The sequence below is a fragment of the Consotaella aegiceratis genome, assembly GCF_036541425.1.
Taxonomy (GTDB): Bacteria; Pseudomonadota; Alphaproteobacteria; order Rhizobiales; family Rhizobiaceae; genus Consotaella; species Consotaella aegiceratis.
In genome coordinates, this window is the sequence record NZ_JAZHFT010000035.1 from 34,308 (window position 1) to 45,598 (window position 11,291).

The 11,291-nt window shown below is 64.5% G+C and carries 9 protein-coding genes; 5 read left to right on the plus strand and 4 right to left on the minus strand.

The window, feature by feature from the left end:
- Window positions 1–473: 473 nt before the first annotated feature.
- From pnp to SMD10_RS19395, 3 genes are all read left to right on the plus strand, one after another.
- Window positions 474–2,609 (plus strand): polyribonucleotide nucleotidyltransferase, encoded by a 2,136-nt coding sequence (gene pnp / locus SMD10_RS19385; RefSeq protein ID WP_331687382.1) that lies wholly within the window; start codon window positions 474–476, stop codon window positions 2,607–2,609.
- Window positions 2,610–2,743: 134 nt separating this feature from the next.
- The gene (locus tag SMD10_RS19390; RefSeq protein WP_331687383.1) at window positions 2,744–3,421 is read left to right on the plus strand and encodes an alpha/beta fold hydrolase; all 678 of its coding nucleotides are present in this window, start codon (window positions 2,744–2,746) and stop codon (window positions 3,419–3,421) included.
- Between the two features lie 346 nt (window positions 3,422–3,767).
- Complete coding sequence (locus SMD10_RS19395) at window positions 3,768–4,691, plus strand: EAL domain-containing protein (protein ID WP_331687384.1); 924 nt, start codon at window positions 3,768–3,770, stop codon at window positions 4,689–4,691.
- A gap of 45 nt (window positions 4,692–4,736) precedes the next feature.
- Here the strand turns inward: SMD10_RS19395 and fabI are convergent, their stop codons facing one another.
- The 3 genes from fabI to fabA are packed head-to-tail and all read right to left on the minus strand — an operon-like array spanning window position 4,737 to window position 7,409.
- The gene (gene fabI, locus SMD10_RS19400; RefSeq protein WP_331687385.1) at window positions 4,737–5,588 is read right to left on the minus strand and encodes an enoyl-ACP reductase FabI; all 852 of its coding nucleotides are present in this window, start codon (window positions 5,586–5,588) and stop codon (window positions 4,737–4,739) included.
- 11 nt (window positions 5,589–5,599) lie between these two features.
- On the minus strand, window positions 5,600–6,817 hold the full coding sequence (gene fabB / locus SMD10_RS19405) for a beta-ketoacyl-ACP synthase I (protein WP_331687386.1): 1,218 nt from the start codon (window positions 6,815–6,817) through the stop codon (window positions 5,600–5,602).
- A 52-nt stretch (window positions 6,818–6,869) separates the two neighbouring features.
- On the minus strand, window positions 6,870–7,409 hold the full coding sequence (gene fabA / locus SMD10_RS19410) for a 3-hydroxyacyl-[acyl-carrier-protein] dehydratase FabA (protein WP_331687387.1): 540 nt from the start codon (window positions 7,407–7,409) through the stop codon (window positions 6,870–6,872).
- A gap of 216 nt (window positions 7,410–7,625) precedes the next feature.
- On the opposite strand from fabA, the gene SMD10_RS19415 reads away from it, so the two are divergent.
- Entirely contained in the window at window positions 7,626–8,090 is a 465-nt protein-coding gene (locus SMD10_RS19415) for a hypothetical protein (protein WP_331687388.1), read from the plus strand.
- Window positions 8,091–8,196: 106 nt separating this feature from the next.
- Window positions 8,197–8,640: an iron response transcriptional regulator IrrA gene (gene irrA / locus SMD10_RS19420; protein WP_331687389.1), complete on the plus strand. Its 444-nt coding sequence runs from the start codon at window positions 8,197–8,199 to the stop codon at window positions 8,638–8,640.
- A 170-nt stretch (window positions 8,641–8,810) separates the two neighbouring features.
- Here irrA and SMD10_RS19425 read toward each other — a convergent pair whose 3' ends face one another.
- The gene (locus tag SMD10_RS19425; RefSeq protein ID WP_331687390.1) at window positions 8,811–10,784 is read right to left on the minus strand and encodes a methyl-accepting chemotaxis protein; all 1,974 of its coding nucleotides are present in this window, start codon (window positions 10,782–10,784) and stop codon (window positions 8,811–8,813) included.
- Window positions 10,785–11,291: the final 507 nt, after the last annotated feature.

Sequence of the window (11,291 nt, forward strand, 5' to 3'; positions counted from 1 at the left end):
GCTTGCGTCCTCGCCGGGCCGCTTTCGGCTATGAAGGCCGATACCGATCGGTCCGGCGGGGTTCATGTTGCCGGACACGCCGCACGATCTCGAAAATTTGTCCGGCATCCGGACCGGATCGTGTCAAAACATGAAGCATGAACCCGCGAAGTCGCGGACTTTTCGGGCGGATCATGCAGGAAACGAGGCAATGGCGCGGAGGCTGATCGGCCGGATCGCGCCTGCTGCCGCAGTGTAGATGGGGGAGGCGGTTCGAACCGGCCGGATCCCCCGCCCAATACGACCCGAACGGTCATGGGGCAGGATTGCCGGATGCTTCCCGTCCGCGGGATTTTCGATGGGACATCATCGTCCGATCGGTCTCTCGGAGCACAGAGCCCGAAGCATCCGGTTGTCTTGCCCATGGCGCGGTTGGGTCGACCCGAAACGTCCCGTCAGGCGATGTCGCCGACGGGCCATGATGAGGCAACGATATGTTCAATTCTCACAAAGTGGAAATCGACTGGGCCGGCCGCAAGCTGACGTTGGAGACGGGCAAGGTGGCCCGCCAGGCCGACGGCGCAGTGCTGGCCAGCTACGGCGAGACCACGGTGCTGGCGACCGTCGTGTCGGAAAAGCAGCCGAAGCCCGGCTTCGACTTCTTTCCGCTGACCGTCAACTATCAGGAAAAGGCGTTTGCAGCCGGCAAGATCCCCGGCGGCTATTTCAAGCGCGAGGGCCGTCCGTCGGAGTCCGAGACGCTGATCTCGCGCCTGATCGACCGGCCGATCCGTCCGCTCTTCGCCGAAGGCTACAAGAACGACACCCAGGTGATCATCACCGTGCTGCAGCATGATCTGGAGAACAATCCGGACGTGCTCGCGATGGTGGCGGCCTCCGCCGCTCTGACCTTGTCCGGCGTGCCCTTCATGGGCCCGATCGGCGGCGCCCGCGTCGGCTACATCAACGGCGAGTACAAGCTCAATCCGCATGTCGACGAGATGGCGGAATCGAAGCTCGACCTCGTCGTCGCCGGCACCGATGAAGCGGTGCTGATGGTGGAGTCGGAAGCGCAGGAGCTGCCCGAGGACATCATGCTCGGCGCCGTGATGTTCGGCCATAAGGGCTTCCAGCCGGTCATCGACGCGGTCATCAAGCTTGCCGAGCACACCGCCAAGGAGCCGCGCGAGCACACGCTCGACGACCTTTCGGCACTCGAGAGCGAAATGCTCGGCCTGGTCGAGGGCGAGCTGCGCGACGCCTACAAGATCACCGACAAGCAGCAGCGCTATGCCTCCGTCGACGCGGTCAAGGCCAAGGTGACGGGCCACTTCCTGCCGGAGGGCGCCGAGGAGACCAAGTGGTCCAAGGAGCAGGTCGGCACGGTGTTCAAGCACCTGCAGGCCAAGATCGTCCGCTGGAACATCCTCGACACCGGCAGCCGGATCGACGGCCGCGACCTGAAGACGGTTCGCCCGATCGTCGCCGAGGTCGGCATCCTGCCGCGCACCCATGGCTCGGCGCTGTTCACCCGCGGCGAAACCCAGGCGATGGTGGTGGCCACGCTCGGCACCGGCGAGGACGAGCAGTTCGTCGACGCGCTGACCGGCACCTACAAGGAAACCTTCCTTCTGCACTACAACTTCCCGCCGTTCTCGGTCGGTGAGACGGGCCGCATGGGCTCGCCGGGTCGCCGCGAGATCGGTCACGGCAAACTCGCCTGGCGCGCCATCCATCCGATGCTGCCGGCCAAGGAGCAGTTCCCCTATACGTTGCGCGCGGTCTCCGAGATCACCGAGTCGAACGGCTCGTCCTCGATGGCGACCGTCTGCGGCACCTCGCTGGCGCTGATGGATGCGGGCGTTCCGCTGGGCCGTCCGGTGGCGGGCATCGCCATGGGGCTGATCAAGGAAGACGAGCGCTTCGCGGTGCTCTCCGACATTCTCGGCGACGAGGATCATCTCGGCGACATGGACTTCAAGGTGGCCGGCACGTCGGAAGGCGTGACCTCGCTGCAGATGGACATCAAGATCCAGGGCATCACCGAGGAGATCATGAAGGTCGCCCTCGACCAGGCCAAGGGCGGCCGTCTGCACATCCTCGGCGAGATGTCCAAGGCGCTGTCGGAAAGCCGCGCCGAACTCGGCGAGTTCGCACCGCGCATCGAAGTGATGATGGTCCCCGTCGACAAGATCCGCGACGTGATCGGCTCCGGCGGCAAGGTGATCCGCGAGATCGTCGAAAAGACGGGCGCCAAGATCAACATCGAGGACGACGGCACGGTGAAGATCGCCTCCGCCTCGGGCAAGGAGATCGAGGCGGCGAAGAAGTGGATCCACTCGATCGTGGCCGAGCCGGAAGTGGGCGAGATCTACGAGGGTACCGTGGTCAAGACCATGGAGTTCGGCGCGTTCGTCAACTTCTTCGGTTCGCGTGACGGCCTCGTCCACATTTCGCAGCTCGCCTCCGAGCGCGTCGCCAAGACCACCGACGTGGTCAAGGAAGGCGACAAGGTCTTCGTCAAGCTGATGGGCTTCGACGAGCGCGGCAAGGTCCGCCTGTCGATGAAGGTCGTCGATCAGGAGACCGGCGAGGAGGTCAAGAAGGACAAGGAAGAGTCGGCCGCCTGAGCGGCCATCTCATCGATCCCGATTGAACGGGGCAGGGGCTACGCGCTCCTGCCTCGTTTTTGTTTCCGCCCTTCTCCTGGTTCCGCTGACCCTTGCCGCCCGGCCTTGGCTCCGTAAATATCGGGGCCATGCAGATGGTCCTGATCCCAGCCCTGGCCTGTGACGAACGGCTCTACACGGAGCTGATCGAGCTGCTGCGCGGCGGCTTCGACTGCCAAGTCGTGGTTCCGTCCGCACCGACTATGGCGGAGTGCGTCGATGCCGTGCTGAAAGCGACGCCGTCCAAGCCTTTCATCCTGGCCGGCACGTCCTTCGGCGGCCACGTGGCGCGCGAGGTCGCTCTTGCGGCGCCCGAGCGCGTGTCGGGACTGCTGGTGATGGGCGCGGGAGCGTCAGCTCCAGCCGGTTCACAGGTCTACGAGGAACGGCGCCGGGCGGTCGACCAGGGTCGGCTCGACGACCTGCTGGAGACCATGGCACGGACCATCGTGTTCGAATCGGAAAAACGCGGCGAGGCCGCCGCGGATGCCTTCCGCGCGATGGCCCGCTCGGTTTCGCCCGAGGTTTTCTTGAACCAGAGCGCCGCCCTGGCGACGCGGCCCGACCGAACGGCGGATCTCGAACGGATCGCCTGTCGGACGCTGCTCCTGTGGGGAGAGAAGGACGTGTTTTCCGATCCATCGGAAGCGCGCCGGATGGCTTCGGCGATCCCCGATTCCGAGCTGTCCGTCCTGGCCGAGTGCGGCCATTTGCCGGCCCTGGAACGCCCAATGCGGGTCGCCTCCGAAATCCGCCGGGTTTTTCTACCCTAAACAACTCGGTTATTCGGGCAGAAGAATTCAATCTCGAAAATACGGACGTGACTTTGCGTCAACCAAAGTAATTTTTTGTTAACTATAAATCTAAGTCTACAGAAACTTTTTGTCTCCTGGCTAAATTATCGCCTTGTCTGCGGCCTTGGACTCGTCGTGCTGTGGCGCCCTGGGGAGGGCGATGGCAACTGAGCTTCGTTCATGAAACACGAACCGCTCGAATGTCGAACCATAGCTTTACTGGGAAAAGGATCCTCGCCGGCAGGTCGGCAATTCCGGAATTGGCCGGAGTGTTGTCCAAGGAAACGACCATCGGACTTGGACCATCAGGCAATGGAGGAAGGTTATGAGCAACCCTGAATGCCTGCCTCGCGGTAGTGCGATGGCGCAGGACTGGGCGACCTTCATGGCTATGGGGGGTATCATGCGCAGTCACCCGACCGAACAGGTCGAAACGAAGCCCGTCGGCAAAGAGCCGCCGACCTGCGATTGCTTGCAGCCGGTCCTGGATGAACCGCCGGCGGAATGCCGGCGGCAGCTGGAGCGGGCGGTCGAGCGCAAGGAGATCGGCCTGTGCTATCAGCCGATCTTCGAGATCAGGACCTTTCGCATTCGCGCGTTCGAGGCCCTGGCGCGCTGGCGCAAGCCGGACGGACAATCGGTTTCTCCGGCGATCTTCTTTCCGGCGGCCGAGCATTGCGGTCTGGCCGAGACCCTGTCCGAACAACTGCTCGACCGCGCCTGTCGTGACGCCCGCCTATGGCCCGACGACGTTCTTTTGTCCTTCAACATCAGTCCCTCGCAACTGGAGCGGGCCGGTGCGCAGTGGGTGCCGAAGCTTGTCGATATCGCCGAGCGGGCCGGCTTCCAGCCAAGCCGCCTCCAGATCGAGGTGACCGAAACGGCGCCGACGCTGCATATCGACAACGCGCAACGAATGCTGGATCTGCTGCGCACGGCCGGAGTGCAACTGGCGCTCGACGACTTCGGCGCGGGCTATTCCAATCTGGCCTTGCTGACGTCGTGTTCCTTCAGCAACCTGAAGATCGACCGCAGCCTGGTTCAGCCGGGGGCGGCCGCGCCCCGGCAGCGGCAGGTCCTGCGGATGATCATCGCGATGGCCAAGGCGCTGAAGATGACGGTGACGGCGGAAGGTATCGAAACGGAAGATCAGCGGCGGCTTCTTGAAAGCCTCGGCTGCCCGCTCGGACAAGGATTCCTCGTGTCCCAGGCCGTTCCCGCGGCCGAGGCACTGAACATGGTTCGGTAGAGTCGCAAAGGAAGGCCTCTGCTGCTCGGCTGCCGACGCGGACCGTTACTTGCCCTCGACCTCGTCGATCTCCTCACCCTCGACGAACACCGCGCGACGCTCCTGCGCCTTGAGCTCGTCGAGCGCCGGCATCGACATGATGTTGTAGCCCGAATCGACGAAGTGAATTTCGCCGGTGACGCCGTTCGCCAGATCCGACAAGAGGTAGAGCACTGCGCCGCCGACCTCCTGGATGGTCACGTTGCGACGCATGGGCGCATTGCGGCGCTGGTAGTTGAACATCAGGCGCGCGTCCGAAACCCCGGCCCCGGCCAGCGTGCGCACCGGGCCGGCCGAGACCGCGTTGACGCGGATGTTGCGCGGACCGAAATCGGCTGCGAGATAGCGGACCGACGCCTCCAGCGCCGCCTTTGCGACGCCCATGACATTGTAGTTCGGCATGACGTGCGTCGAGCCGCCATAGGTGAGGGTCACCAGCGAGCCGCCGTTCTCCATGATGTCGACCGCGCGGCGGGCGATCTCGGTGAAGGAGAAGCAGGAAATCAGCATGGTGCGCGAGAAGTTTTCCCGCGTGGTATCGGCGTAGAGGCCCTTGAGCTCGCTCTTGTCGGAAAAGGCGATGGCATGCACGAGGAAGTCGATGGTGCCCCAGCGTTTCTTCAGGGTCTCGAAGACCGCGTCGACGGACGCGATGTCCTCGACGTCACAGGGGATCGTCAGGCCGGTGCCTAGCTCCTCGGCCAATGGCTTGACGCGACGACCGAACGCCTCGCCCTGATAGGTGAGCGCGACTTCAGCGCCCTGGGAGGCGAGCGCCTTTGCCGCGCCCCAGGCGATGGAATTGTGGTTGGCCACGCCCATCACCAGGCCGCGCTTACCCTTCATCAGGTCACTCATGATCCCCTCGTTCAGTCCTCGACCCGCTGAAACACGAGTGACGCGTTGGTGCCGCCAAAGCCGAAGGAGTTGGACAGCACGCGATTGAGGCGCACGTCGTCGGCCCGCTGGCGCAGAATGGGTATGTCGGCGAATTCGGGATCGAGTTCGTCGATGTGCGCGCTCTCGGCGATGAAATTGTTGCGCAGCATCAGCAGCGAATAGATCGCCTCGTGCGCTCCCGTGGCGCCCTGGGAGTGTCCGGTCAGCGACTTGGTCGCCGAAATCGGCGGGATTTCGGACCCGAACACCTCGCGGACCGCCTGGATTTCGATCCGGTCGCCGATGGTCGTCGAGGTGGCGTGTGGATTGATGTAGTCGATCGGTCCGTCGAGGTCGCGCAACGCCATGTTCATGCAGCGCACCGCACCCTCGCCGGAAGGCGCGACCATGTCGACGCCGTCCGAGGTCGCGCCATAGCCGACGAGCTCTGCGACGATGTCGGCGCCCCGGGCCCGCGCGTGCTCGTATTCTTCGAGAACGAGGACGCCCGCGCCGCCGGCGATGACGAAACCGTCGCGATCCTTGTCGTAGGCGCGCGAGGCACGCGACGGCGTCTCGTTGAAGTCGGCCGACAAGGCGCCCATGGCATCGAACAGCACCGACAGCGTCCAGTGCGTATCCTCGCAGCCGCCGGCGAAGATGATGTCCTGCTTGCCCATCTGGATGGTCTCGTAGGCATTGCCGATGCAATGGCTCGAAGTCGAGCAGGCCGACGAGATCGAATAGTTGACGCCCTTGATCTTGAACCAGGTGGCGAGCGTCGCGGAGGCGGTGGACGACATCGCCTTGGGCACGACGGTCGGACCGACACGCTTCGGCCCCTTCTCGCGGGTCGTGTCGGCCGCCGCCACGATCGACTGCGTGGATGCGCCGCCCGAGCCCATGATGATGCCGGTGCGCTCGTTGGAGATCAGCTCGGGGCCGAGCCCCGCCGTCTTGATCGCCTCGTTCATGGCGACGTGATTCCACGCGGTCCCGCCGCCGTGGAAGCGCAGCGCCCGACGGTCCAGAATCGTGGTCGGGTCGAGCGTCGGCTTGCCGTGAACATGGGACCGGAAGCCGAGCTCGGCATATTCGGGTGCGAAGCTGATCCCGGAGCGGGCCTCCCTGAGAGAGGCCGTGACTTCGTCGAGGTCGTTGCCGATCGACGACACGATACCCATTCCGGTCACGACGACACGCTTCATCGTCCGTCCCTCCAAACTGGAGCAATCCATTCCCTGCGGCGCATCGAATGCCTCAAGCCGGCTGAGCCGCTGCCGCCGGCACGTCTTCGTCCTGGAACAGGCCGACGCGCAGGTCTTTTGCCCGGTAGATCACCTCGCCGTCGGCCTTCACCCAGCCCTCGGCGATGCCGAGCTTCAGCCGCGAGCGCATCACCCGCTTGAACTCGACGCCATACTCGACGAGCTTGACCAGAGGCGTCACCTGACCGGAGAACTTGACCTCGCCGACGCCGAGTGCCCGGCCACGGCCCGGCTCACCGAGCCAACCCAGGAAGAAGCCGGTCAGTTGCCAGAGCGCATCGAGGCCCAGACATCCCGGCATCACCGGGTCGCCCTCGAAATGGCAGCCGAAAAACCACAGATCGGGATGCACGTCGAACTCCGCGCGGATCGTGCCCTTGCCGAATTCGCCACCGGTCTCGCTGACCTCGGTGATGCGGTCGAACATCAGCATGGGCGGCGACGGCAGCTGAGCATTGCCCGGTCCGAACAGCAGCCCGCGCGCACAGGCCAGCAAATCGTCATATTCGAATCGCGTCTTGCGTGTCGCCATGATGCCCTTCTGCTTCCCCCGCAGCGCCTTTATTAACCAAACGGCGAGCCCATAGCACGCCAAAGCCCCACGGCAAAATCCGCTTGTTGGCCTTCTCTCGGTTTGATGCCATCTGACGCACGTCTTTCAACAGGATCGATCGGCAGGCTGCATCGCGACGGCGCTCGATGGCCGTCTGCCGGCAGATGTGTTTGCCAAGGCGCGAGGACAAGTGTGATGACAACGATAATGCGGATCGTGATCGCAATCGCTCTCATGGCGGGCGGCCTGTCGTCGGCCGCCGCGGATTGGGCCAATCTCGGCGGCTCCGGACGAAGCGCCGGTTTCGTCGACGCCGGTCGATATGTCGGTATTTCGGCCGATTGCGCCGACGGTGCCTTGCGGCTGGTGTTTTCGGTGGACGATTGGTCGTTGCAGCAGGGGTTGGCCTATACGGTGGTGGCCACCGTCGACGACACGGCCTTCATTCTACCCTCAAAGGCGGTGTCCGGGCCGGACGGCGACGTCCTGGTGCACCGGCTGGACGCCCACGACCGCCAGACCGTCCTGCCGGCCCTGCGGCGCGGGCGGCAGGTCGAGATCGCCACGCCGCTCGGCCGCTATACGATTCCGCTCGACGGATCGGGCGCCGCGCTCGGCACCTTGCTGGCGGCCTGTCCGCTAGCGGCGGGAGGGCGATAGGACGGCTGATTTGTTCTTGATGGCCGGACAGGTTATATAAGGGCAATAGGCTGTTGGGTTGCCGTCGCTGAACGGCGGTCTTTCGAAAGGACGATGGCTCAAGACGATGGACACACGAACGGGACGCCCGAGTTTTTGCGCGTTTGAACGCTTGCGTTCGAGCGGCCTGCGCCCCACGCGCCAACGTGTGGCGCTCTGCAACCTCATCTTCAGCGCCGGCGATCGGCATCTGTCGGCCGAAGAGCTGCATGACGAAGCTCATCGGGCCGGCGAGTCCGTCTCGCTGGCGACGGTCTACAACACGCTGCACCAATTCACCCAGGCCGGTCTGGTCCGGCCGATCTCGGCGGAGGGGCAGCGCACCTATTTCGACACCAACACCTCCGACCATCACCATTTCTTCGTCGAAGGCGACAACGAGATCATCGATATCCCCAACGGCATGGTTCGACTGAACGACCTGCCGGTCGCGCCGGACGGGATGGAGATCGTCAATGTCGACGTGGTCGTGCGGGTGCGCCGCAAGGGGAGCGAGACGCGGGAACTCTAGAAACGGGCGCCGTGCCGGCAAGCCGTTTCGCATCACGCCGTGCCTTTCGATCCGTCCGGACGAACGCTCCAGTTCGGCGCCTCCCCGCAGGTGTCGGCTTTTGCCGGCGGGGAGGCTGATGCGCGTGCGGAACGCGATCCGCGATTGTGCGGCGAACCGTGCCGGTCGATCTAGAATTCCTCCCAGCCGTCCTCCTGCGCGACCGGCTTGGCAGCGGCACCGCCGGTGCCGGTGGTCTTCATCTGCGCAACCGGCTTGGTGGCGGTTTTCGCTGGAGCAGCCGGACGCGGCGTTGCGACTGCCGCCCGGCGAGTTGCCGTTCGCGTGCCCTGGGCCTGGTGACCGGCCGTCGTCGCCGTCTTGAACTGCGCGATCAGGCGGGCGAGGTTGTCGGTCTCGGCGGCCAGCGACTGGGCGGCGGCCGTGGTCTCCTCCACCATCGCCGCGTTCTGCTGGGTGACCTTGTCCATCTGGTCGGCCGCCGACGAGACTTCCTTCAGGCTCACGGCCTGCTCGCGGGCGCTCTTGGCGATCCGTGAGACGACGCCGGACATGGCGGCGACCTCGGACACGATCTCCTCCAGGCTCTTGCCCGAAGCCGTGACCAGTTCCACGCCCCGGCCGACCTGCTCTCCGGACTTGGAGATCAGCTCCTTGATCTCCTTGGCGGCTTCCGCCGAACGCTGCGCCAGCGCGCGCACCTCCTGGGCGACGACGGCGAAGCCCTTGCCGGCCTCGCCGGCCCGCGCCGCCTCGACTCCGGCGTTCAAGGCCAAGAGGTTGGTCTGGAAGGCGATTTCGTCGATGACGCCGATGATCTTGCCGATTTCCTCGGAGCTCTTTTCGATCTCGGTCATCGCCTCGACCGCTTGATTGACGATCCCGCCGCTCTTTTCCGCGTTGCGTTGCGCCAGTTCGGCCGAGGTCTGAGCCTCGCTGGCGCTCTTGGCCGTCTCGTTGACGCCGCGCGTCACCTCGCTGAGGGCGGCGGTCGTTTCTTCGAGGCTTGCCGCCTGCTGCTCGGTGCGCTGTGCAAGATCGCCGGTGGCCGTGTTGATTTCGTCGAGGCCGGAGCGGATCGAGCCGATCGAGCCGATCACCGTGCCGAAGGTCGTCTCCAGCTTCTCCACCGAAGCGTTGAATCGGGTCCGAACTTCCTCGTAGGCCGCGGCCACGGGCCGGGTGAGGCGCACCGTCAGATCGCCGTCGGAAAGGCGCTCGAAACCGTCGCGGATCATGGCGACGAAAGACCCGAGTTCGTCGGCCTTGGCCTGGGCCTCGGCCGTCTGGCGCTCCCGCTCCCGCTCCTGCTCCCGGCGCATCTGCTCGGCTTCGGCCTCCAACTGCTCCTGCTTGAGCGCTGCCTGGCGGAAGCGCTCGACGGCCTGGGCCATGGAACCGATCTCGTCCTTGCGGTCCTTGAACGGCACCACGATGTCGAGCTTGCCGTTGGCGAGCATCACCATGTCGTCACGCAAGACACCGATGGCGCGTGTAATGGAACTGCTGATCAGTAGGATGAACGGCGCCAGCAAGCCGAGGCCGCATGCGATCGTGATGAACTGGATCCATTTCGAGCGGTTGGTGCCCTCGGCAACGCTGGCGAGCTGGTTTCTCAGTTCCTCGGATGCACCCTCGCTCAAGATCTGCAGTGCCGTGGCGACACGCTCGCCGGCGCCGTCGATGGCATCATCGATGGCGGCGAAGTCGTCGACGGAGGCGCGACGCAGGATCAGATCCGGCAACTGGTTCTGAACCGCTTCGGCCAGCGCGTCCACATCCTGCAAAAAGGTCGCGACCACCTCGCGATGGCCGAGCGCCATAGCGAGGTGTTCCGCCGAGGTGGCATTCTGGCGAAGGCTGTCGAATGCGTCGTTGATGATCGCCATCCGCTCCGGTGCGATCACCCCGTCTTCGCGGTCGATGATGCTGTCCATCGCCGCCAGAACGAGCTCGATGTTGCGCAGCCGCATCTCCGAGATGATCGCGGCATCCGACCGGATGCGTTCCGATTCGAGCATCTTGCTGTTGATACGCTCGCCCTGCATCCACGTCAGGGATCCCATGACGATGAAGGTGGCGCCAACCAGTGCCACGACCGACTTCAATCGGGCGGCAATCGAGAACGAACCGAGGAAACTCATGCAACGCTGCTCCGGTATCTACTGTGCCGATGACAATACTTCTTATGGGTCAAGCAAGTATTAATCCTGTCGTATGGTCCTATAATAGTAAGCGTTGTTTACGTAAGGAAATAGTCGGCAATATGCGGTAACGGCGGCCCGCAGGCCGCCGTTATAGGAAGGTGGGATGTGATGTGCCGAGCCGGGTTCGGCATCGGTCGCAGCCGTCGCTGCCGAAGAGAAATCGCTCGATGATTTCGAAATTCAACCGCCGCCGGTGGCCGCTGCCTCGTAGCTGAGCGCGAAGGTCAGCGGCCGGAGGCCCAGCGAGGCCGTAACGGCCCGCTGTAAGATCGCCTCAGAATTCCTCCCAACCGTCCTCCGCCGGTGCGGATGCGGGGGCAGCGCCGCCGGTGCCGATCACCTTCATCTGCGGCATCGGCTTGGCGGCAGGACGTGCCGGCGCGGCAGGGCGGGCAGCCGGAGCCGCCGCCTGGCGGCGCGCGGTGCGCGCGCCCTGCGCCTGAT

Excerpts from the sequence above, each read along its gene's own strand:
- pnp (WP_331687382.1), top strand. The coding sequence starts at position 474 with ATGTTCAATTCTCACAAAGTGGAAATCGACTGGGCCGGCCGCAAGCTG.
- SMD10_RS19390 (WP_331687383.1), top strand. The coding sequence starts at position 2,744 with ATGGTCCTGATCCCAGCCCTGGCCTGTGACGAACGGCTCTACACGGAG.
- SMD10_RS19395 (WP_331687384.1), top strand. The coding sequence starts at position 3,768 with ATGAGCAACCCTGAATGCCTGCCTCGCGGTAGTGCGATGGCGCAGGAC.
- fabI (WP_331687385.1), bottom strand. The coding sequence starts at position 5,588 with ATGAGTGACCTGATGAAGGGTAAGCGCGGCCTGGTGATGGGCGTGGCC.
- fabB (WP_331687386.1), bottom strand. The coding sequence starts at position 6,817 with ATGAAGCGTGTCGTCGTGACCGGAATGGGTATCGTGTCGTCGATCGGC.
- fabA (WP_331687387.1), bottom strand. The coding sequence starts at position 7,409 with ATGGCGACACGCAAGACGCGATTCGAATATGACGATTTGCTGGCCTGT.
- SMD10_RS19415 (WP_331687388.1), top strand. The coding sequence starts at position 7,626 with ATGACAACGATAATGCGGATCGTGATCGCAATCGCTCTCATGGCGGGC.
- irrA (WP_331687389.1), top strand. The coding sequence starts at position 8,197 with ATGGACACACGAACGGGACGCCCGAGTTTTTGCGCGTTTGAACGCTTG.
- SMD10_RS19425 (WP_331687390.1), bottom strand. The coding sequence starts at position 10,784 with ATGAGTTTCCTCGGTTCGTTCTCGATTGCCGCCCGATTGAAGTCGGTC.